Source organism: Xenorhabdus sp. SGI 60, assembly GCF_056632175.1.
In genome coordinates this window covers 2,239,781-2,263,290 of the sequence record NZ_CP196860.1, presented here as the reverse complement: position 1 = coordinate 2,263,290, position 23,510 = coordinate 2,239,781, and the positions used below count along the sequence as shown (strand labels likewise).

At 41.9% G+C, this 23,510-nt stretch carries 14 protein-coding genes and 1 pseudogene; 1 reads left to right on the top strand and 14 read right to left on the bottom strand.

Annotation, left to right across the window (positions count from 1 at the left end; all coding sequences use genetic code 11):
• Positions 1 to 153: 153 nt before the first annotated feature.
• From ACSJJG_RS10540 to ACSJJG_RS10480, 13 genes are all read right to left on the bottom strand, one after another.
• Complete coding sequence (locus ACSJJG_RS10540) at positions 154 to 645, bottom strand: Hcp family type VI secretion system effector (protein WP_189759826.1); 492 nt, start codon at positions 643 to 645, stop codon at positions 154 to 156.
• A 169-nt stretch (positions 646 to 814) separates the two neighbouring features.
• Positions 815 to 2,317, bottom strand: coding sequence for a type VI secretion system contractile sheath large subunit (gene tssC, locus ACSJJG_RS10535; RefSeq protein ID WP_189759825.1), 1,503 nt, complete (start codon positions 2,315 to 2,317; stop codon positions 815 to 817).
• Positions 2,318 to 2,320: 3 nt separating this feature from the next.
• A complete protein-coding gene (gene tssB / locus ACSJJG_RS10530) occupies positions 2,321 to 2,851 on the bottom strand; it encodes a type VI secretion system contractile sheath small subunit (protein WP_189759824.1) in 531 nt (176 codons plus the stop codon).
• Between the two features lie 280 nt (positions 2,852 to 3,131).
• Positions 3,132 to 4,214, bottom strand: a complete 1,083-nt coding sequence (gene tssA / locus ACSJJG_RS10525; protein ID WP_189759823.1) for a type VI secretion system protein TssA — start codon at positions 4,212 to 4,214, stop codon at positions 3,132 to 3,134.
• A gap of 49 nt (positions 4,215 to 4,263) precedes the next feature.
• On the bottom strand, positions 4,264 to 7,935 hold the full coding sequence (tssM, locus tag ACSJJG_RS10520) for a type VI secretion system membrane subunit TssM (protein WP_189759822.1): 3,672 nt from the start codon (positions 7,933 to 7,935) through the stop codon (positions 4,264 to 4,266).
• 12 nt (positions 7,936 to 7,947) lie between these two features.
• A complete protein-coding gene (locus tag ACSJJG_RS10515; RefSeq protein ID WP_189759839.1) occupies positions 7,948 to 9,159 on the bottom strand; it encodes a DotU family type VI secretion system protein in 1,212 nt (403 codons plus the stop codon).
• An 8-nt stretch (positions 9,160 to 9,167) separates the two neighbouring features.
• Entirely contained in the window at positions 9,168 to 10,514 is a 1,347-nt protein-coding gene (tssK, locus tag ACSJJG_RS10510; protein ID WP_189759821.1) for a type VI secretion system baseplate subunit TssK, read from the bottom strand.
• Positions 10,515 to 10,518: 4 nt separating this feature from the next.
• Positions 10,519 to 11,091, bottom strand: a complete 573-nt coding sequence (gene tssJ, locus ACSJJG_RS10505; RefSeq protein ID WP_223281715.1) for a type VI secretion system lipoprotein TssJ — start codon at positions 11,089 to 11,091, stop codon at positions 10,519 to 10,521.
• A 25-nt stretch (positions 11,092 to 11,116) separates the two neighbouring features.
• Entirely contained in the window at positions 11,117 to 11,509 is a 393-nt protein-coding gene (locus ACSJJG_RS10500; RefSeq protein ID WP_189759820.1) for a DUF4150 domain-containing protein, read from the bottom strand.
• Between the two features lie 10 nt (positions 11,510 to 11,519).
• Positions 11,520 to 12,140, bottom strand: a complete 621-nt coding sequence (locus ACSJJG_RS10495) for a DUF3540 domain-containing protein (protein WP_189759819.1) — start codon at positions 12,138 to 12,140, stop codon at positions 11,520 to 11,522.
• A complete protein-coding gene (locus tag ACSJJG_RS10490) occupies positions 12,137 to 13,222 on the bottom strand; it encodes a pentapeptide repeat-containing protein (RefSeq protein WP_189759818.1) in 1,086 nt (361 codons plus the stop codon). The genes ACSJJG_RS10495 and ACSJJG_RS10490 overlap by 4 nt, the downstream gene beginning before the upstream one ends.
• Positions 13,219 to 15,804, bottom strand: coding sequence for a DUF2169 family type VI secretion system accessory protein (locus ACSJJG_RS10485; protein ID WP_189759817.1), 2,586 nt, complete (start codon positions 15,802 to 15,804; stop codon positions 13,219 to 13,221). The genes ACSJJG_RS10490 and ACSJJG_RS10485 overlap by 4 nt, the downstream gene beginning before the upstream one ends.
• A gap of 56 nt (positions 15,805 to 15,860) precedes the next feature.
• Entirely contained in the window at positions 15,861 to 18,092 is a 2,232-nt protein-coding gene (locus ACSJJG_RS10480) for a type VI secretion system Vgr family protein (protein WP_189759816.1), read from the bottom strand.
• 1,359 nt (positions 18,093 to 19,451) lie between these two features.
• Here ACSJJG_RS10480 and murJ point away from each other — a divergent pair.
• The gene (gene murJ / locus ACSJJG_RS10475) at positions 19,452 to 20,990 is read left to right on the top strand and encodes a murein biosynthesis integral membrane protein MurJ (RefSeq protein ID WP_481089328.1); all 1,539 of its coding nucleotides are present in this window, start codon (positions 19,452 to 19,454) and stop codon (positions 20,988 to 20,990) included.
• 788 nt (positions 20,991 to 21,778) lie between these two features.
• Here murJ and argS read toward each other — a convergent pair.
• Positions 21,779 to 23,508: pseudogene (argS, locus tag ACSJJG_RS10470) on the bottom strand (arginine--tRNA ligase).
• Positions 23,509 to 23,510: the final 2 nt, after the last annotated feature.

The following is a 23,510-nucleotide window of genomic DNA, read 5'->3' as shown; positions in this document are numbered from 1 at the left end:
GAGAAATCAGGTTCCATGTCGTGTTGTCAATGGCAACTTGAAGTTTAATGCGTATAGATAACGATGAATGAGAAAATAATGACGTTTTGAAATAATGAAATTGAAAAGACGGCCTTCCTGTGAGTATCCACAGGAAGGCTATTATATGTGTGATTAACCGCCTTTATTGGCGTAAGAATCCCATTCATAGCTAACTTCAGCACCTTTAGCGCCTGAGCCATATTCTTGAGAGAAATAGCTTTCTTTATGTTTTTGGAAGGCGAGGAGGATAGAAGAATAAAAACCACCATCCCCGTATGCCAGGCTGGATCTCGCGACTAAAGCGTTTGTCAAAACCAATGTATACCAAGGCTCTTGTTTACCTCCTTGTCTACGTACTTTAAGTTGCACTTCTTTAATATGTGTCCCTTTAACGAGGTATTGGCGCAAGGTTATGGCAGACTTGTCAAACAAAATATCCAAAGACAAACCGGAAACTGTCACGATACCTGCACCGAGTCCAGAACCCTGAGCATGTGAATTAACATTGTTCATTACTTCAAGTGCAAACGATTGGACAGCCGTCCACTCTTTGAATTCGTTATCGCCTGATTCTCCTTTAACATCAGTAAATTTAATATATGCATCAATGCCTGGAGTAGACATAATTTTCTCCTTAATATAGAGAGTTGAATGAAACTAACAAGTGCAGCCAATAACTACCTATTGGTGCTAGACATAAGGGTATATATGTATTGAAATTCAAAGATGAATAAATAGGTTTTGGACAGATAGACGTTTTATAAGTAAAAAAGTATTCTTTAATTTTTTAATATTAGGCTCCTTTTAGTGAAGGGAGTTTTGAAACTAAGCGTAGGGAAACGGTCAAACCTTCCAGTTGGTAGTGGGGACGCAAGAAAAATTTAGCCTGATAGTAGCCTGGGTTGCCTTCCACTTCTTCCACCGTAACCTCTGCAGCAGCTAGCGGTTTTCGCGCTTTAGTCCCTTGTGATGAGTTAATGGGATCGCCATCAACATAATTTATAATCCAATCATTCAGCCAACGTTCCATATCTGAACGTTCCTGAAAAGTCCCGATCTTATCGCGCACGATACATTTCAGGTAATGGGCAAAACGACAGCAGGCAAATAAGTAGGGCAAACGGGCTGCAAGGTTGGCATTGGCAGTCGCATCAGGATCATAGTATTCTGCGGGTTTTTGCAGGGATTGGGCACCAATAAAGGCGGCAACATCCGTGTTCTTGCGATGCAATAATGGAATGAACCCATTTTTTGCTAATTCTGCTTCACGGCGATCGCTAATGGCGATTTCCGTTGGGCACTTCATATCTACCCCTCCATCATCAGAAGGGAAGGTGTAGCAAGGCAGGTTTTCTACAATACCGCCGGATTCTACACCACGGATAGAAGTACACCAGCCATACAGTTTAAAAGAACGATTAATATTAACTGCCATAGCATAAGCGGCATTTGCCCAAGTGTAGTTATTGTGCGTTGGGCCTTCTGTATTCTCCTCAAAATTGAAACTATCAACGGGATTAGTGAGGGCACCATAGGGGAGACGGGAGAGGAAACGCGGTAGTGCCAACCCGATGTAACGCACGTCTTCTGATTCACGTAAGCTGCGCCAGGGCGCATATTCGGTGTTTTGGAAAATTTTGGAGAGATCCCGTGGATTAGCTAATTCCTGCCAGGATTCCATTTGCATAACACTTGGTGATGCACCTGAAATAAATGGACAGTGTGCTGCTGCACTGATTTGTGCTATCTGGCGTAAAAGTTCAACATCTGGTGCGGTATGGTCGAAATAGTAATCCCCCACCAGACAGCCAAACGGCTCGCCACCAAATTGACCATATTCCGCTTCATAGATCTTTTTGAAAATGGGGCTTTGATCCCAACTCACGCCTTTGAAACGTTTTAATATTTTGCCCAACTCCTTTTTGGAAATGCACATCACACGGATTTTTAGCATTTCATCGGTTTCTGTGTTGTTTACCAGATGATGCAAGCCACGCCAAGCGCCTTCCAGGGCCTGGAATTCTTCGTGGTGCAGAATATGGTTCACTTGTTGTGATATCTTGGTATCGATTTCAGCAATCAATGATTGGATAGTACGGTAAGTATCGCCAGAAATAGTGACCGTGTTTTCCAACGCCTGTTGTGCCAGTGTCTTCACCGCATTTTCAACGGCACTACGGGTATGATCACTTTGCGGACGAAACTCCTTATTCAGCAATGTACTTAGTTCATCAGGGGTATATTCTTTTGCTCCCTGTGCGTGTTGAATCTGGGTTTCTTGGTCAATTTGGCTCATCAATTACTCCTTATCTTCATTAACTTCTGCTGGAGCACCCTCTGTAAGATTTGGTGCTTCAGCCAAGGATTTGAGCAGAGCGGGGTTTTGCAATATCTCGGCAATCAGTTTTTCTGCGCCATTTTTGCCATCCATATAGGAAAGCAGGTTTGCCAGTTGGGTGCGTGCTTCCAGCAATTGCGCCAATGGCTCGACCTTTTTGGCGATGGCGTCAGGTTGAAAATCTTCCATAGTTTCAAATGTTAAATCGACATTCAGCTTACCCTCACCAGTCAGGGTATTTTCAACCTGAAAGGCTGCTCGCGGTTTGATTGAACCCATCCGTTCATCAAAGTTGTCAATGTCAATTTCCAAAAATTTACGATCATTAACGTCTGGCAAGGCTTCTACCGGTTTTCCTGCTAAATCAGCCATAACTCCCATAACAAAGGGTAATTGAACCGCTTTCTCCGAACCGTAAAGCTCGATATCATATTCAATCTGTACACGAGGAGGGCGATTCCGTGCGATAAATTTTTGTCCACTGGATTTCATAACACATTCTCCGTTATTGTCTGGATAACTAAGTTAATACCCTTTTAGCTTTAAGCCGCTGGTAAGTGACGTACATGTATTCCGACTAATAGCTATAGCGTTTAGCTATGTGTTCAGGGAGCTGCTCCTGTTGTCATCAGGTTGCAACTAGAAAATGATTGTTATACCAATCTAACTTCAAGATGCGTGTGATTTCATATCGTGTTGTCAATGGCAACTTGAAGTTTAATGGGTATAAAGGGATTCGCGGATAACTAATTTAATTGGTTAAAACAATAAGTTACTGATCCGTTTCAGGGGTATTGGAGCGACCAAAAACGCTCTCAAGCTGACTTAACCCTTCGGGAACAAGATCGTGGATAATATTAATAAAATCACTGTCAATCAGCCGTAGAATACGGTCAATCATTATAGGCGCTGGATGGCTTGGCTCATGTTGAAGAAAATAAGTTTTGGCTTTTTCTAATAAAATGCGTGCATCGTCTCGGTTACTGACTTCGATTTCTCGCCAATGAGTAAATTCACTCTTTTCAAGGGACTCAAGGATTGTTGCTGATGAAGTTATTTGCTCCGCTGCACTGTTTTGTTGCATAGGTTCGGATGCAAATGTTTTTGCGCTGTCAGAATATTCCTGAATATCTGTTCCTGGTTTATGCATGGGAAAAAATTTAATGATGGTATCCAACTGTTTTAAAAACTGCGTCAATTCGGGAAGGTAATTGTTGGGTAAATGATGGCGAATAATTTCAATCAAGGCAGTGAGTTGCTCGTGAATGGCAATGACTGCCTTGATCTCAGGGCTATTAGATTGTTGGTGTAATTCATTAATTAATCTTGTGCGTCCGCCAGTATAACCTTTGATTTCGGTTACCGTACCATTAAGCAGTGAACAAATTTCCTGTAATGACAATTCCGTTGAAACACTCCTGAGCACAATCGAGTTCTGGGCTTTTATCGTACAGGGTGAACCATCTTCAATGATGGCTAGCGTGTTGAGGCGGAATAAGGGATCATATTCACCATTAAATTCCAATTTTGGCCATACATCTTCCCAATAACGTTCCAGGGTTTGGCGTAGTAAATTCAGTCCATCGGCATACCCACATACTCCCCGAATATTTAACCATGCTTGCATCAGGGCGATGATGACACGCAGATCTTTGGAACGGGACAGTAGGTGAGTGGCTTTTTTTTCCACCTCTATCCAGTTTGGTGGTTCAGCAGGGATGAGTACATCACCAAATTGCTGTTCAGGTTTCTCGATTAGGTTTCGCTCTAATGTCAGAAATTCATCATCGTATTCGAGGTCTTCCCCGCACGGAAACGCTACACTGATTGGAGTGAGTAAGGTATCAATATTCATGGTATTTTCAGCTTATATTCAGTTCACAAGTCCACAGTAAGGATATCGATCATGCTGTTTGAAGCCGTTTTGGATTTGGGCATGAGAAAGCAGGGAGATTAAACGGGCTGAAAATGCTGTTCGGGGTAAATGCTAGCAAGACAGTATGACCACTGATATTAAACCTTGCCCATAAGCTCATATCACCATTATTGGTTGACTCCCCTGTTTTACCGCGCCAGATACGTTTGGCATGATCCAGCAAGCGGTTTAGTGCCCAGAAACCTGACGTTGATAAGTTTGCCGTTGTACCATCCGTGAGATTTAATTGAATGCGAACCAGATTGATATTGGCAGGGCCAGGCCAGCTAATCAGTTGTGAAAGTTGCGGGCCGTGACTGTATTCTACTATCTGTCCATCAACATCCAGCACCATACTCAATATATCGTTACTCATATTGATTGGACGAACCATGACGCGAAATGATGGTGTTGGAGTTCCGTTGGTAAATAGCGTATTGCGGATAATCTGGGCCTGTTGGAAAGGTTTGAGCAGATTTCCCCCCCCTGGCAAGGGCTTGCCATTCACACCTGGCATAAATTGCCATTTTGGCAGAGTCGTATCTACTTTACCCACTAAATTTTTCTGGAAGAAACTGTCCATTAAGCCGGTTTCTGGCGCAAACATTCGTGCCATGTCATCGGGCTTAATATCCTGCTTTGCGTTAGGGTTTAACGGATAGCGATTGGCAATCGCCTGGTTGCAAAACCCGCCGATTTCTGTACTGAGATGCTTACCGACATTTTTCATATCACTAAGCTGAGTATCGCTACTGGCTCCCACTGCGAGTGACGAAACTATGCTTCTGAACGGTATAGGCAGGAGAGCAGATGTTGTTTGTAGCTGCGTGACAATCTGACCAGGGGGCAAGGGCATTCCTGCATTGGTTGCATTTTGTACTGAGGTTAAATACAGGTATAACTCGCTAATTTCTTTTAAGGTCTTATCAAAAGGGATACTTTGGGTGTTTTTATTTGGCCTTTTTGCTAACGCAATAATTGAGGCAAAAGATTCTTCTAATGCCCGCTCTGGTGTAGGTTGATTATTAACTGGCATTATTTGTTTGGGCACTAATTTCGTTAATTTATTTGATTGACTCTTCACAATACGGCTATTCTCAATATCGTTGAGTTGTTTGATATTATTGCTATTTTCATTCAGTATGACGTTTTTACTGATATTAATTAAAAGGTTACGCATAGGTGAATCAGAAGAAGACAACAGGCGTGAAGTGTTGATCCGTTGTTCCAGGGTATCGATATTTATCAAACCAATATCCGCCAGAAACTCGTTCCATTGATATATATAGTCGTTAATATAAAATTGCTTAACAGCGGATTTTATTTCCTTATCGGTCTGCTTTTTTGCATAGCTACCGAGTACCCAACTGTCTTGTGAATATAAGGTTGTTAGAAAAGTGTTGAGGTTTTTCTCAATACCTTGCTGATAACCCGCTGGGGTGAACATCCCTGATATGCCATCTGTAATGGGCGCACCACTGATACGTGAGAAAGCCAATTCAGCCTGCGGACCTGCGAGTGATTCCAGATTTACGGGGGCTAAACTGGGATCATTGATTAATTTTTCCTTCATATAGTTATAAGCACGTTGTGCTGGTGGAATATTGCTAATTAATTGCTGTTTTTTTTTGATCAGCGCGTCATCGCGAATGAAAGGAGATGTGACAACTTGGTTATCTAACAATTGGCCGATGTGTTCCGAGATTTGTTGCAAATGCTGCTGGGTTGTGTCTGTGTTTAATTGGGTTTTCAAATATTGCATGATCCAATTATGCAGAAACTTACCATCATAATGCTTAGGCTGGTATAACATTTGATAAGCCTTGAGCGTATTGTAGGTGTTCTCTATGTCATCGTTGTTGTCATCATACAGCTGGTTAGTGATGATAGTTGCTATCTGGGGCAACAATAATGTTTTTAGGGCCTTTCTATATAGAAAACGGCTGGCATCACTGATTTGTTCACCACAATACAATCCCATTCGATAGGATAAGGGGGGATCATTTAAGGAAAAACGTTGGCTTTTATCTAAATGAGCCAAACTATTTAAAATCGGCAGCAAGGCATAAATATCATTGGCATTCTTCTTTAAGTGAGCGCTTTGTTTTGCAATGGTCGGAAATCTGGCTTGTACTTCCATCAGGTAATCTTGGTTATTGTTGTAGCTTATCAAAAGTAAATTGGCTACCAATGCCAGTATTGCCACTGAAACAACATATTCCAATCCGCCCAGCAAGCGTCTGCGGTATATCCACCAGCGGTTATAACCGGCAATTCCTGCTTCATTAAAGATATTTTCCAGTAAATTTTTTATAAAGTAAGCCTGGCTGGCCGGAGCAGGATGAACACTTTCTTTATTATTCTCCCATGACATGGCTTCACTATTGTTATTGGTTGGTAACTGAAAATTGCGGTTAAATTTCTCCATGACATTGTCAAAGGAAAATCCTGTTTGTGTTCCACTGGTGAAATAGAGCCCACGTGGATAATAGGGTATTTCAAAGCCCGACTTTGCGAATACAATTTCAAGATATTGTGCGATCAGGGGGCGCAGGGATGCAAATTCTTGTGGGAATAAATAACTTTCGGCACATTGTTGTGAATTGTGTCCGTTTAAGAGAATAGAAGGTAATTCAGCATCTAACCGCAATACTAATTGGTTATACTGTTGATTAAGAATGTCATGCAAATCAAAATCAAGACCTTTATTCCGTTTTCCCCGTGAAGTGTTACTCCATGGGAAATTAAATCCCCAAATTTGTTCACGGGATTTTTTGTCAAAATGGGAGAAATAAGCACTAAATCCTTTTAATAAATCCGTCTTAGTGATCATGATATAAATAGGGAACTGTATTTTAAGTTGTTCATGTAGCTCTGACAGGCGCTTACGCAGCATATAAGCCTGCTGCTCCCGTTTTTCAGTAGATAGATTGAGCAAATCTTCCACACTAATAGTAATAATAATTCCATTCAGTGGTTGGCTTATCCGATATTTTTTCAACAGTCGGATGAAGTTTTTCCATTCATCAGCATCCTGTTGGTGAAAACTATCCTGTGTGACATAGCGACCTGTAGTATCTAGCAGAACGGCTTTATTGGTGAACCACCAGCTACAGCTATTCATGTCTTGTGTACTGTGCAGTGCCGATTTACCCAGGTAGTCCGACAGAGGAAAATGTAGACCAGAGTTTGTCAGTGCTGTCGTTTTGCCTGAACTGGGGGCACCGATAACCAGATACCAGGGTAATTGATATATATATCGGCGACTGAGAAAGTGTATCCAGCTTGGTTTATTTTTATTATACCAACCAGAAAAATAGGCTTTTTTCAATAACTTTGCAGCATCAGAGAAACGCTCTGCTAATGTAATATATTGTTCATTCTGCTTCTTTTCTTCGTTTTCATTTTTAGTGATGTTCAATTCCTTGGTCAGCTTTTGGTTAAGCCATGATTGGTATAACCGCGGCATTACTTTGATGAAAAACCAGATCAAGAAGAGAGAAATAATGGTAATGATCCGTGTTGTATTTGTTTCAAAAGGGAACTTGTTACCAACAGAAATAATGGGACCAATGAACCAGATAAAAAAAGAGACTGCCGTTACACTAAGAAAACTCCATGTCAACGGGCTGGTGATGATAGAAAAAAGTGCATTCAGCATGTCTTAATTTCCTTACATCGTTTGGCTTACAGGAGAAGCAAACAGTGTGATTTCAACTCGTCTGTTTTTGGCTCGATTACTGGCAGTATTATTGGGAACTAAAGGATTTTGGGCACCTTTTCCCTCTGCTTTGACTCTTTCTGGTTGGTTCAGATAACGTTGAAGTTCTTTTTGTACAGACTTGGCTCTCGCGAGTGATAAAGCATCATTGGATGAAAAACGGGAAAAACGGGTATTAATGGGAATATTATCGGTATACCCAACAACCAGAATTTCGCCGTTAAAATGGTTTAATACCTCAGCAACCCGCCTGATGACATCCAAATAGCCGCTTTTGATCTGAATGGCACTGGTGTTGAATAAACCAGCGCCTTTTAGCGTGATCACGCTTCTATCAGGTAAGTCAGTGACGTCCAATGATCCTGTGGCTATTTCATCCTGTAGCCTGTTTTGCAGGTTCAGAGTGCGTGGAAATCTTCTATCGCTGACGGTGATATTAGGCAAATTAGTCTGGTAGATTTTAGCCAAAATGGGATTAACCTTATCATTCAACTTCCAGTTCAGGTTTATATACAAGAGACATACCAGAAAACTTAATATTGCTATAGATATCCATACTGGTAAGGAAATATATTGAGGTTTATTCGGTAAGGTAATGGCTCGTGTTTTTTTTGATAACTCAATGGGATAACTACCTCTAATCGAACTTATTAACTGGAATAAACGTTGCTTCACGGTTTCCAATTGGGTACGGCCGTTATCGATGACACGATAGCGCCCTTCGAATCCAAGCAGGAGACAAAAGTGCATGAGTTCTAACAGGAACAAGTTGTCCTTGGGATTTTGCGACAACTTGGCTAATAGTTGGAAAAATTTTTCGCCCCCCCAAGTTTCATTATGAAAAGTGACGAGCAGGCCACTGCCAGACCAAACACTGCGCAACCCCCAAGGCGTGAGTGCTGCGGCCTCATCCAATGCGGTGCATAGACAGTAGCGGGCGCCAATGATCACGTTATAGGGTAGTTTGACTTGTTGGCATTCCACTTCAAAACGCCGGATTTCATTAATCAGTTGCTGGCGTAAATGGGTTGGATCAGGGTGAACAATTGAATGCCGGATCTGGGGGATCGTATTTAACAATGGATTTGCGGAAGAAACCAACGGGTTACGATTGGTATCATCAGAAAACACCTGATGTTCAGTTATCTGTTTTTCCTGCGTCATAGGCTTCATTACCTCGATTTTTCCTGATTACGGACAGCCCAAAACTCGATGATCAAGCCAGGGAACTCACCGGCCAGATGTAAGGCAAAACCGCTGGATTTCTCCATCTGTTTCCATAAGTCTCCCTCTTTTTCTAATTCAAAATAGACATAACCTGAATGCCAGGGAATTTGTCTGGGTACAGAGGGCATGGCGCGTAGTGAGAGACCGGGTAATTGCAATTGAACCAATTCACGTATACGGCCAACGGGGGCAATTTTCATTTGGGCAGGAAATTTGCTCATAAGCATATCATTTGCAACATCAGCATGGACGGCCAGAATAAAGCTGAACGTATGTATCATATCGGCGTTGGGTAATGTGGCGATATTCAAGCCATGAGAGTATTCCGTTAATGGCAACTGAATGGCATGTTCTTCAAGTATGATTGATAACCCTTGGCGTAGTTGGAACATAAGTTGGTTGAAGCACTGCGTTAAATTATCATGATCATAGAGAGGTAAATTTTCTTCCGGTACACGGTGTTGAGAAAATGTCGCCAATTCAGTGGCAAATTGTAGCCATTCGCTGAATAACCGTTCTGGATGCAATAGTGACAGGTTCTGCAGATGGTTCATCTGGCCACTATAGCGATTCAAAAGTGACAGCAAGAGAAAATCCATAATCTCAGAATCATTGTATCGCCCCAACTGTAACAGACGCTGGCTAATTTGTTGGCGGCGCTGTTCTAGTAAGTCTTGTATTTGATTAATAAAACTTCCTATTTGTGGATTCGCATGGCAGTTGAGCAGGGGCGGAATAAATTGCGAGTCAAGATAGAGTTTCTTGTCATTTGTTTTATTCATGACATATACAAGACCCAATGCGGTCCATTCGGGTGTTAAATCAGAGGCCAACATCAGACGCAAACGCATTTTGCCAAATTGTATTGCAGCATTGCCAACAGACATGGCATTAAAGTCGTTGACTTCAGCTTCAAAGCTAATAAAGCGTGCCAGCGAATCGCTTTTTTCACTGAAAATAACCTCTTCTTTTCCTCGCCGACAAGCCGGTACAGCCAGAACAACATGGTTATCAGACGGGTTTTCACCAAGCTGTAAGGGGGTGGGGGCATTGGCGGCATCAAAACTAAAAGGGGTTCCGTCAGGGAAAATACCACTGGCTGTGAAAAGGCTGACTTTACCCTGATTAAGCAGTTCCTGATCCAATTCGAGCGTTAAAAACCCCCAGTAGTAAGGGTGTTGTGTGATACCCCAGTCACGAACATAGGCTTCCAGGTAGTTTTCAGCCTGCTGGAAGTGGTGGGGACGTAAAAACATGCCTTCTGTCCAGATAACTTTTTCTGGTTTATTCATTATCTTATTTATCTCCTGTCACACAACTCAAGTTACATTCTTTAATGAGACTTAAGCCATTGTTAGTGACCTTTACGCATAGACGTAATTCTTCAGAAGGAGTGCGCCAAAATTCGTAAAAAGAGGGCTTTTCAGGTACAGGAACGGGAAATGAAATGCGCCATTTCTTGCCGTTCAAGTTTTTATACTCAGCGATGAGGCCGATGTAGTTAGCTTCCGGTTGGTTTTTTTCCAACAGGCAATGCGTAGATTGGGAAGGGAGTATAAACAATGGATCTTTATTAACCAGTTTATCGCCTAACGTATTCTGCGCTTTATTTTGCAGGGAAAAAAAATCGGCAGACATAAACTTTTCATTCGATTTTAGTAAAAAGACATCGATTTTCACGGGAGCGGAATCATTTACATTAGATTCTGTATTGAAAATGAGTTTATAGGGCGGCAAATTTGCTTTTGATGAACAACCCGTTATGACTATCAATGCTGTAGTTATCGATATGATAAGTCCTCTTTCTGCCATCTTTTTACTGAGTGAAAGAGACATTGTCATCATGTTTGTTAAAGCATATTGAGGCATAATGCACTGTTAATAAATAAAAAAGTCAAGCAGCCGTGATAAGAACTTTAGTTTGGCTGGGTACAAGGCGTGAACCCATGGCATTGGTCGAATTTTGCATAGTCGAACTGGAAAGTCGGGTTGCCGGAGAGCCTTTGATCAAGACGGAATTGGCCCCCATAACATGGCGGGCGCTACCCATCACGGTGCCGGAAGCTACACCACCATTAACGCCGGAGTTATCTCCTGTCGTCATGGGTATGGTTGTTGTCAAATTATGGGCTGGACAACCCATAAATAAGATATTGGTGGCATTGCTTATACCGGTAGTGCCTTGTGCCATATTGGGATAAGGCACAGGTACAGGTGTAAACATTGGCGTCAGGCAGACATCAGGAACGGCTATATCCATTCCACCACTTTGTGTGTTAGCAAACATAGTTTTATCCTTAGCCGATATGAATTTGTTCAGCGTCGATTTTGGTTATGGCTTTTGCCGAGACAATAGCCTGCTGAGCATGTAAGCGGGCATAATTTTCAGCCTGCATATCTAATTGACCTGCACGAACCTGCTCTGTTTGGGTGGTATGACGAAATAGACGATGACTCAGTTGTGTAACTGTTTTCCAAAGAGATTCGAACTGATTACCAACCAGACGAGTGATTGAGATCCATGCCGACAGGGATTCCCCGCTATATTGCATTTCATTGATATGACAGTTGCCATTATTGGCGGTGATAGCGAATCCGTTGCTGTGCATGCTTAGGTTCCCTTGCGCGGTGATGGTAAGATCACCTGGGACGCTGATTTCAGCAATGTGCTGTTGTTCCGCCCGTTCCAATATGGCTAATATCCAGAGTTGGTTGTTGGTTTTCGTCATTAACACCATATCCCCCATGCTGGGTATCAATAAACAACTGGCGGCTTGTCGGCAATGCCAGCCACGGTTGTTATGGCTTTCCACCATAAAACTGCCATCTGGAAGAACGTTAACAATCTGGCCGGTAATCTGCTGTAATGGCTCAGTATTAAGAGTGAATGAAGAAAGTGCATAAGCGGATTTCGTCATTTTGATTCTCCTGATGAAAGCTTGTTATGTCGTATATTCCACTCTTCAGCGGCAAATAGTTCAGGATCATTTTCCAGAATACCTTGACGGTCAGAAAATAGAGTTCCAATTTGTTGAGCACGATGAAAAAGTGTTCTCATAAATTGAGCAGTGCGAAAATCACTATTGTTGACGTTTGCATAGGAAAAATCGGTGTAACGCATATTACAGCCTGTAAATTGTGCGTTCATTGCCTGTACTTTGTGCATAACCGCCAATGCCAGGTTACTATGCCGAAAATCGGCAAATTCAAGGGATGCTTGAATAAAAAGGGCTTGTTCAAATAGGCTATTTTGGCAACGGGCTTGGGTTAAATCAGCTTCAGTAAATAATGCCTGGGTTGCATTGACATTTGATAGTAAGGCGTCTTTTAAAATGGCACCTTTGAAATTGCAATTAGTCAGTATGGCGTGATTAAAATTGACGGATTCAAGCTGACTATCCATAAATTGGCACATTTTAAAGATTTGTTTATGGAAATTTTGCTTACGCAGATCGCATTCGAAAAAAACGGTTTTATTAAATTCACTGGCAGAAAAATGGCTTGTTCGTAAATCCTGCCGAAAATAAGTGACCAAAAAAAAGTGACCGTGGCTAAACCTTGTTTGATCCATTGATGATGCAAAAAATATGATTCGTTCGAAGTCACTGTGGCTGAAATCAGCATGTTGCAGTGAACAAGATGCAAACTGGTTATTTTTCTGTTTTGTCGTTGTAAATTGGGTTTTTTCTAAAACAGATTTATGGAATACATTGCCGGTTAATGTGCTGTTATTAAAGACCGCGAGCTTCAGATTACACTGTTCAAACGTGCTTTGCTCAAGTACAGCCGAGTCAAAAATAGCGCCTTGTGCCTGACACTCGGTAAAATTCGTTTCTTTTATTAAAGTTCGAGAAAAATCAGCACCTGAAAAATCGACTTCTTTAAAAATGCCGCCAGATAAGTCACGTCCAGTCAGGGAAATATTCTGCAAACTGATTTTTTCAATAACCTCACCTTGCTTGATTTTGTCTACTAATTCATCGGCTGTCAGTGAACTCATATCACATCCTTATCCCGTTTGGGCAAGGTCTTGGTGCGCTTAATATAAGCATCTGTAATTGAGGTTGAATCGCTGATAATTGATTGGGACATATCAGTGCGGAATAGGTTGGCACCCTGTAAGTCGGCATTATTGAAGTTGCATTTCTGCATAAATGCGCTCATCAGGTTAGCGTTATTCAGTAAGGCACCCCGGAAATCTGTCCTAATAAACAGGCATTTTTCGGCATTAAGGTACTGCATATCAACTGACTGGCAGTTGGATTCACTGAGATCGGTATTACTCAAGGTTGTGGCATAGAATTTCGCCCCGACTAACGGCAATTGGCGCAAATTACATTCTGTCAATGTTGCATGGCTGAAATCGGCTTGATTAAGCTCACTGTCCATGGCAAATGCGCAGGTCAACAATTTGGCTGACTGAAACCGGATACCGTTTGCTTTAGTTTCCACCCATGAACAACTTTCCAGTTTTGCGTAATCAAAAATTGCTTGTGTTAGCGTGCACTTAATAAACGAAACTTTATTCAGGTTTGTGTGATTGAAGCTAAGAGCAGGAAGTTCAAGCCCTATAAATGTACAGTTTTTCCACTGTGAATATTGGAATTGGCAATGCGTAATAAATATTTTTTGCAGAAATAGCCCTGTAAACAGGGTATGGTCAAAGTGACAATGGTCAAATCGCGTTTCTTGCAGCTGGGTTTTAGTGAAACTTGCAGAAGAAAAGTCACTCTGTTCACATTTAGCCAGCGACAGGCTGGCATGATCTAATTTGGCGCCACGTAATGAGGCGTTGCAAATTTCAGTCCTCGCCAGCATAGCTTCGTTGAAATTTGCTTCGTCCAACTGACAATGGTTTAAACATGCGCTTTCCAATAAAGTGCGAGTGAAATTAGCTCCCCGTAGATCCATGCCTGACAAATCCGCGCCAGTAAAATCCATGCCAGTGAAATTTCCCCCTTGCAGCATGATTTTTTGTACTCTTTTACGAATGATCTGTGACAGGCTACCTGTTAAGCGCAGGGCAGGGCTTTGTGCCTGTACTGAAGACAGATACATTGAGTGTAGTGTTTGCTCGATTTGTGCCAGCTCTTTATCATTGAAGTCTAATGGGTGCTTTTGTAACATATCCCGCATCTGATGCAGATTTTCTGGCCCCTTGGGTTCTGACTTTGCCGTTATTTTTTCAATATCAATGCCGTGTTCTTTGGCTAAAGCCATTGCTTTTTCTTTCTGTAATTCAGCCTCAGCCTTTTTTTCGGTGGTATATTGTTCGATTTTTTCCATGAACTCTGGTAACTCAGCCAGTTTTGGAGCAGGAGGGGGAGGTTCTGTATCAACAGGCAGTATCGTATTGATATCGTAGCCATATTCAGACAAGCGTTCTTGTTGCTGTTCACGCAGGCGTTTTTCACGATTTTGCAAGTTTTGTCGCAATGGTGAACTATTTTCTGGTTGTTCTGTATCTAGCCACGGGCCAATCATCTCTTCGGCGATAAGATCTTTTTCCCGAAAAGCGTATAGGGCGCCTTTTTCTTTATCCAATCGTTGTTCAAGGACATGCAGGTAATGTTCCGGCGGACGAGGATTATCGCTTAATTCTAATGCCGATATCATTTGCAAGACATCCCTGGCATCATCTTCATTAATTTGTGCGCTGCCATGCCAAACCAGAACCATTTTTTCCAGGTGAGGAAAGAACCATACCGTTGTGTTGCGCATGACGACTTCTTCAAAAATCTCCTCATCAAGACGCAACCGTTTGATAAAACAACGTGCGTTCCATGCAGGCAGAATGCCTTCCTGAACAGGTTGTTCTGGATGCATATTCCAAATGCGCCACGCCGCTTTCTCTGGCAGTGTGGTGTTTTCTTCCCACCATTGATCTTCGGGGGCAGCATTAAATATCCGCCAGTCAATGTCATTGGCAAAACCGGGGAATTCATTTTCCAGCCAGGCTTTGTCGTATTTTTTTCCAATACGGGTAAAACGACGCGGCCATACAAAATCTAAAGGGCAAAAGCTGGCCGGAATGGGAATTTCCTGTTGTGATGCCAATTGCCGTTGTGATGTTAAGCGATGGTGCAGGGCTTCAATATTGGGCAGACGATGAATTTTCAGCTTATTATCCCGTTCTTCTGGGGTGAAACCAATTCCGTATGGGTTTTCTTCACAGCCCTCCCCCCCAAACGCTCGACTCCAGTCTAATCGCATTTGTGTAAAGGGTTGGGGTTTTGAAGGAGAATCATCAATCCAATAGCGATCACCAAACGCAACTAATGTCTTGTCCAACTGCCCAATCTGAATACGTGCAGCACAGGTGGTTTTATCAGCTTGGTGGTGGGTATAGGCATATCCTGTCGCCAAAAATTCAGCACACGACTTCGGCATAGCGAGATCGATAACACCATTACAGGTTTGCAACTCATTTTCTGCAAGTTGCCAAAGTTCTATTTCCGGGCGTAAGCGTGGGCTCGCTCCCATATCTGCCAGTGCCATAATGGAAATTCCGAGGTAGTTGTTTTGTAACCAACGATAAGGCCGATAAAGTACACTCAGGCGCAACGGTTTGATGATTTTCATAACAACCCTGGAGGTATTGGCAATTATTCATGGGGATAGTTATTAGAAGATAGTCATTAGTTGAGGATATGTAAGCTGCTATTTGAAATATTGGCGCTTGAATTCTCAATTGAAACCTCTGACTCCTCCAATGTTATCTCCGCTGTTTGTATACCAACTTCTGTTTGTTTTTTGGATATCCCTGTCTTACTGATGCTACAGCCAGTAAATGATATGTCTAGACCTTTTACATTCAGCGACTCTGCACCGGCACTGTATGACTGCTCGGTAGCATTGAATGTTATTACGGCCGCACTCATTGAGAAATGTGTTGTGGTTATAGAAGCATATTTCGTTGTAATAATAGATTGCGGACAATCTATTATTACATTGGTATCGCTTTTTATCGTAATGAGGTTGGGGCTTGAGATTGCCGTCACTCCTGTAATGTTCTGCACCCAATTCCCCTCAATTTTTGCGTTTAAATTCCCATTAAGTGTGTAAGTATCACCACCATTAATCTCGGTTTTTCGTCCATTTTTGATGGTTTCTTGCTGACCATTGTTGATCGTTAATGTATCTTTGCCTTGAATGGTTGTTTCATGGTTTGCCTTATAGGTAAAGTTAGCATTTCCAGTCACAGTATCTTTTTGCTGTTTTTTTATTTCAGTCGTACGGTTTCCATCAATAGTGACATTTTTATCTTTTTCTACCGAGATATTCATGTTCCTTTCTGCATGTAGATCAAATAATTCCTTATCCGGTTCATCATCTAAAAAGAGATAATTTGCCTGATCATGCTTACCTCCCTTGGTATTCGACATAATACCAACACGAGTTTCATGTTTAGGTAGTTCCCATGGAGGCATATTCTCATTGTTATAAGTGCTGCCAATCACTAAAGGTTTATCAGGATCACCATTGACGAAACTGATAACCACTTCTTCGCCCACACGAGGGACACATATATTGCCATAACGCCAGCCAGCCCAATGGCTCGCAACACGTACCCAGCAAGAGCGGGTATCATCTTTTTTGCGATCCTTATCCCAACGGAATTTCACTTTTATACGGCCGTATTTGTCAGTCCATATTTGTTTATCTTTGGGGCCGGTAACAACAGCAGTTTCAAGACCGGTCACTTTTGGCCACGGTGTCACTGCCAGCGGTTTCCAATGAGTGTTGGCAGGAATTGCTTCAAATTGAATCGTGTTTTTGTTTTTATCTGCGTCTGAATTAAACAGGTCGCCAGTGAGTGTATTAAAGATATCATCAACAACGATATCAAAAACATCGTCAGAAGAACTGGCTATGTAAGGTTTTTCATAAAGAAAGTAGTGTGCGCCTATAATTAAATAGTCACCATGATCATCGCCTTTGATGTCATTGGGGAGTGATAGTGTGAAAGTACTTCCCGGAGCGATTCCCAGCACATTGCCTTTGCTATTAACCAGTTCACTTTTTGCTTCGGCAGCTTGCTGGCGAACTCGGGCATAAAATTGCCCTTGTTCATTTTCTACATAGCGTCCGGGCCAAATGAATATTTCTGTGTTATCAATAGAGCTGATTGGGGTCTGAGTAGCGGTATATAACTCAGCCCGTGGTTTACGGAAATCGTAGTCATCAAGGCTGTATGTATTTGGTATAGTGATACTGTAAACATTCCAATTGTAGATATATTCTTTGATGTGTGCTCTTGGTGAATCACCCTTGTTGATATAGTAAATATTTTCATATCCAGGCATTGGCTCATGTGATTGAGGCGCATCAACCAGGATCATAGTATGGTTTCCCATTTCATGTTTGAAATAATAGTAAATTCCTTCATGTTCCATCAGGCGATGGATAAAATCAAAATCAGTTTCATTATGCTTGACGCAATATTCCCATGTGCGATATTTTTCAATAAGCTGATTTTCAAATAGAATGTTAGCCTTATTAAGAACTTCGGCGATAATATCGGGTACAGTATTATCTTGCCATATACTATAACCAAGATTTTGTTTTAATTCCCATAACTTAGGTTTGACAGTGGCCGTATATAAATAAAGCCTGTCATCATACTTATAGAATGGGGCATAGGATATCTTTTCTATATAACCACTTAGATATCTTGTTTGTGCTGTTTTATTCTTTATTTCTACCGTTAATATCGTCTTATGCAGCGCTATTGGGTCTGATAACCTCTTTTCGCTCAATAATTCAATCTCAAACTGATAGGCTTCAGATAGTCTTTCTATCCCTCTAAGGGATTTGAAATATAACGTATTATCAGATAATGAGGTATGTGCGATAAACTGTCTTTCCATAAGGATATCCTTGCTTTACTTAAAGCTACCGCATATTCCTTGCAGGGCTAAGGAACATACAGAAATGGGAATGTAGGGCGATAGTTTCTCTGATCTATGAGTTAAGCATAATGTTTAGTATTTGCAATCTACAGGTGCTATCTCGTTTATGAAATATATAGTTTTGTTTTTAGTTTAATTTGGTTGTTAGGTGTTTTTTTATATGTGTTTATTAAGTAAAGGGTTTTAATAAACACAAGGTCGTTTTTCGTTATAATTAACGTTAATCTTACAATTAAGAGAAAACTTCACCAATACCGCTCAGAAGCCGCAGTAGAGATAGTATGTGAAATGATTCAGCCGCAGAAGCCAGATAATGACAGATAGCGGAGAATACAATGACAGGAATGCATCCGTGTTTATACCAATCTAACTTCAGGTTGCCGCTGGCAAATCAATGTGATTTTTTATATCTCCCCGCTACGCGGGAAGATATAAGACGCATCTTGAAAGGAGATTGGTATATAGAAAATTAGTCCATAAAAAATTTTTAATTATACTTTGCAGATATTAAATGAATTATATACAAGTTTAATTAATTAAATTCTGGTTTATTTATTTTTTAATTTATAATCAAAGGTTATAAAAACAAAAATATAAAATATTAATTTATTTAATTATATGATTCACATAATAACTAAACCAATCTAACTTCAAGATGCGTGTGATTTCTCCCCGCAAAGCGGGGGAGAAATCAGGCTTCATACAGTGTTGTAAATTGCAACTTGAAGTTTAATGCGTATAACTTCAAGATGCGTGTGATTTCTCCCCGCAAAGCGGGGAAGAAATCAGGCTTCATACAGTGTTGTAAATTGCAACTTGAAGTTTAATGCGTATAACTTCAAGATGAGTGTGATTTCTTCCCGCGAAGCGGGGAGAAATCAGGTTTCATATTGTGTTGTAAATTGCAACTTGAAGTTTAATGCGTATATACTTTCAAAAGTGCTTGCATTTATATAATAAATTCACTCATGAAAGCCCTCTGAGTAGTCATCTTAAAAATGTCTTCTTTCAGGAGAAATTCATCTCTGAAAGTTGCGGTTCTAAAAGTCATTTCTCTGTCAAATAATGTGTTTGATTAATAGACAAGGCGGGATTTCGCTTTGCCTTTGATTTAATCAAAGATAAGTTGGCTGCGGAATCCCCTGATCAAGTGGCTCTTCAACGTTTAGCTGCCTGACGGCCCTTTTTACTGGTATTCTGTTCAACCTTGAAATGAATGGAAATTATTAATATTCAACAATATTATCTTGATTTCTTTGGCCTAATCGCTTTACATCTTTTATGCTCATTTCATAAAAATCAATCTTAGAAGATACCATGAATTTACTGAAATCACTGGCTGCGGTCAGCTCAATGACGATGTTCTCCCGCGTTCTGGGCTTTATCCGTGATGCCATCATTGCTCGTATATTTGGTGCAGGTGTGGCGACAGATGCCTTTTTCGTTGCCTTCAAACTCCCTAACTTATTGCGCCGTATTTTTGCTGAAGGCGCTTTTTCACAAGCGTTTGTTCCGATACTTGCTGAGTATAAAAATCAGCAGGGGGATGAGGCAACACGCACCTTTATTGCCTATGTATCAGGGATGTTGACGCTGATTTTGGCGATAGTTACGGTGATTGGGGTGATTGCCGCGCCTTGGGTCATCTATGTCACGGCGCCGGGTTTTACCGATACACCGGATAAATTCACTTTAACCCGTGATCTACTCAGAATTACCTTCCCTTACATTTTTTTGATATCTCTGGCTTCCTTAGCGGGAGCGGTTCTCAATACGTGGAATCGTTTTTCTGTGCCTGCCTTTGCACCAACATTGCTTAATATCAGCATGATTATTTTTTCGTTGTTTGTGGCACCTTACTGCAATCCACCTGTGATGGCATTAGGTTGGGCAGTGATCGCTGGTGGTATTTTGCAATTGGCTTATCAGCTTCCGCACCTGAAAAAAATAGGTATGCTGGTATTGCCACGAATTTCCTTTCGTGACAGCAGAGTATGGCGTGTTATTCGTCAGATGGGACCTGCTATTTTGGGGGTTTCAGTCAGTCAAATTTCATTGATCATCAATACCATTTTTGCTTCATTTCTGGTTTCTGGCTCTGTTTCGTGGATGTATTACGCCGATCGTTTAATGGAATTGCCTTCGGGAGTGTTGGGAGTGGCGTTAGGAACAATCCTTTTGCCTTCACTGGCAAAAAGTTTTTCCAATGGGGATCACCAGGAATATAGAAGGCTAATGGATTGGGGATTGCGCCTTTGCTTTTTGTTGGCTTTACCTTGCGCGGTGGCGTTGGGCATTTTGGCAAAGCCCTTAACCGTGTCACTCTTCCAGTACGGCAATTTTTCTGCCTTTGATGCAGAAATGACACAACGCGCATTAATTGCGTACTGCTTTGGCTTGATGGGATTGATTGTGGTTAAAGTCCTCGCTCCTGGTTTTTACTCCCGTCAGGATATTAAAACCCCAGTCAAGATTGCGATTGCAACCCTGATTTTGACTCAGTTAATGAATCTGGCTTTTATTGGTTCATTAAAACATGCAGGGTTGGCGCTTTCTATTGGTTTGGCTGCTTGCTTCAATGCCAGTATGCTTTATTGGCAATTGCGCAAGCGTGAGATTTTTAAGCCGCTGGCAGGATGGGGCATTTTCCTGTTGAAACTGGTGGTGGCCATTGCGGTCATGGTCGGGGTATTGTTGACGATATTGTGGTTTATGCCTGCCTGGGATGAGGGCAATATGGCATTGCGCCTGTTACGGTTGATGGGGGTCGTGGTGGCCGGTGCGGGGAGTTATTTTGCCGCATTGGCTGTAATGGGGTTTCGATTGAAGGATTTTGCTCAACGGGGATTGCAGTAACTTCTTCCCCCTCGAATCGAAAAACAAAATCCTACGTTGTAAATTTAAACACCTTCCAGCTCAAAAATGTACACATGCACTCCAGAATAACCTGCTAATAGAAAGACACTGAAAATAACTCGCTCGAAACTAACCCCTACGAAACAAACAATGTTGTTCTTTTCCCAAGTATAACAAAATACCGAAAACCCTGAATCTCGGTTAGGTGGCCGCTATTTTAATCAGACTGATGTATGGCTTAAATACTATTATGATGGTCACTTTACTGAAAAAACCAACATTGGACTGCAAGTTTGGGCGACTAATTAAACTTTCCGCTAAACCTATATCGTTTAAGTGACTGCAAAAATCACGAAACTTCAGTTATTATGAACGCCCCGCCAATGGTTAGACATTAATGGAGAATTTTTCTTGCCGGCTACCCCAATTGGGAATAAAACTGACCTATGAGCAAATTTTGGTGATAACGTTTCTTTATCAACCGTGAACTAAACAGAAAAACCCTAGCCTCCAAATTAGCCTACATAACCCCAACCACTAGTTACTATGGGCGTTGACTAAAGCAGGGAAATGGCCACACTAAACACAGTTTTGGCAAACTTAAATTATAAATTTGGGGTTCCCTTAGTATTCAATTGTCACCCACTAATTGCTCCCACAACATACCGTTACATTGTCAAAGAAAAATCATATCGATTGATTAATTGCGTTTGATTTTAATTGGACTGTTTGTATTAAATGGACTAAAAACTGGCATGATTTGTCCATGCCAGTTTCAGACAAGGTGATTACATCCGTTCTACCGTCTCAATACCCAGGGTATCCAGACCCAGCTTCAACGTTTTTGCCGTCAGCAGTGCTAATTTCAGGCGGCTCTGACGCACTTCTTCGCTATCCGCATTCAGGATTGGGCAATGTTCGTAGAAACCAGAGAACAGGCCAGCCAGATCATAGAGGTAAGCACACATTACGTGAGGAGTGCCTTCTCGGGCAACGGTTGTGATGGTTTCTTCAAATTGTAACAGGCGCGTTGCCAGCGCTTGTTCACGTTCTTCGTTCAGAAGAATAGGGTGGATCAGGCTGTTTTCATCGATTTGTGCACGTTTGAAAATAGAATTTACGCGGGTATATGCATATTGCATATAAGGTGCGGTATTACCTTCAAAGGCGAGCATGTTATCCCAGTCAAATACATAGTCGGTAGTCCGGTTTTTGGAGAGATCGGCATACTTCACCGCGCCAATACCTACGGCGTTGACAACTTTTTTCAGTTCGTCTTCCGACATATCTGGTTTTTTCTCACGGATCAGAGTGTCTGCACGTTCGATCGCTTCATCCAGCAAATCAGACAGTCTTACTGTACCACCTGCACGGGTTTTGAATGGTTTGCCATCTTTGCCCAACATCATGCCGAACATATGGTGTTCGAGCGACATGGATTCAGGAATGTAACCGGCCTTGCGTACGATTGTCCAGGCTTGCATCAGGTGTTGATGTTGGCGTGAATCGGTGTAGTAAAGAACCCGGTCAGCATGCAGGATTTCATGACGGTACTTAGCACAAGCGATATCCGTGGTGGTATAAAGATAGCCCCCATCTTTTTTCTGGATGATAACCCCCATTGGTTCGCCTTCTTTGTTCTTATACTCATCAAAGTAAACCACGATAGCACCATCACTCTCAACGGCAAGCCCACGTTGTTTCAGGTCGGCAACAACGCCAGGCAGCATATCGTTATACAGGCTTTCACCCATAACATCGTTTTTTGTCAGCGTCACATTCAGGCGATCATAGGTTTCCTGATTCTGTGACATGGTGATATCAACCAGTTTGCTCCACATCGTCCGGCAATATTCATCTCCGCCTTGCAGTTTTACTACGTAGCTACGGGCGCGAACAGCGAACTCTTCATCTTCGTCGTAAGTTTTCTTCGCTTCACGATAGAAGGCTTCCAAATCGGCTAATGCCATATCACCGGCATCTTCATTCTGGACTTTTTCCAGATAGGCAATCAGCATCCCGAACTGAGTACCCCAGTCACCAACGTGATTGGCTCGAATGACTTTATGCCCCAAAAACTCAAGGGTACGTGCTGCGGCATCGCCAATAATCGTGGAACGAATGTGCCCAATGTGCATTTGCTTTGCCACATTCGGCGCAGAATAGTCGATAACGATGGTTTGCGGTGCTACTGGCGTGATGCCCAGTTTTTCATCTTTCAGCGCTGTTTCAACATTGGCAGCATCCACGTTTTATCCAGAAAGATATTGATAAAGCCAGGGCCTGCAATCTCAACTTTGCTGGCAATTCCTTGCAGATCCAGTAAACAGACGACTTTTTCTGCCAATTGTCGGGGTGGCATGCCCACTTTTTTCGCTGCCGCCATGACACCATTTGCCTGGTAGTCACCAAATTGAGCTTTTGCAGATTGACGAACGTGAGCTTCACTGTCGGCTGGAGCACCAGCAGCAATCAGCGCATGGCTGATTTTTTCTGAAAGAATGGCCTGAATATTCACCG

Bases quoted from the DNA above. Each gene is read 5' to 3' on its own strand.
- ACSJJG_RS10500 (WP_189759820.1), bottom strand. From the start codon at position 11,509: ATGTTTGCTAACACACAAAGTGGTGGAATGGATATAGCCGTTCCTGAT.
- ACSJJG_RS10515 (WP_189759839.1), bottom strand. From the start codon at position 9,159: ATGACGCAGGAAAAACAGATAACTGAACATCAGGTGTTTTCTGATGAT.
- ACSJJG_RS10495 (WP_189759819.1), bottom strand. From the start codon at position 12,140: ATGACGAAATCCGCTTATGCACTTTCTTCATTCACTCTTAATACTGAG.
- murJ (WP_481089328.1), top strand. From the start codon at position 19,452: ATGAATTTACTGAAATCACTGGCTGCGGTCAGCTCAATGACGATGTTC.
- ACSJJG_RS10490 (WP_189759818.1), bottom strand. From the start codon at position 13,222: ATGAGTTCACTGACAGCCGATGAATTAGTAGACAAAATCAAGCAAGGT.
- tssA (WP_189759823.1), bottom strand. From the start codon at position 4,214: ATGAATATTGATACCTTACTCACTCCAATCAGTGTAGCGTTTCCGTGC.
- ACSJJG_RS10485 (WP_189759817.1), bottom strand. From the start codon at position 15,804: ATGAAAATCATCAAACCGTTGCGCCTGAGTGTACTTTATCGGCCTTAT.
- tssM (WP_189759822.1), bottom strand. From the start codon at position 7,935: ATGCTGAATGCACTTTTTTCTATCATCACCAGCCCGTTGACATGGAGT.
- ACSJJG_RS10480 (WP_189759816.1), bottom strand. From the start codon at position 18,092: ATGGAAAGACAGTTTATCGCACATACCTCATTATCTGATAATACGTTA.
- tssK (WP_189759821.1), bottom strand. From the start codon at position 10,514: ATGAATAAACCAGAAAAAGTTATCTGGACAGAAGGCATGTTTTTACGT.
- tssJ (WP_223281715.1), bottom strand. From the start codon at position 11,091: ATGCCTCAATATGCTTTAACAAACATGATGACAATGTCTCTTTCACTC.
- tssB (WP_189759824.1), bottom strand. From the start codon at position 2,851: ATGAAATCCAGTGGACAAAAATTTATCGCACGGAATCGCCCTCCTCGT.
- tssC (WP_189759825.1), bottom strand. From the start codon at position 2,317: ATGAGCCAAATTGACCAAGAAACCCAGATTCAACACGCACAGGGAGCA.
- ACSJJG_RS10540 (WP_189759826.1), bottom strand. From the start codon at position 645: ATGTCTACTCCAGGCATTGATGCATATATTAAATTTACTGATGTTAAA.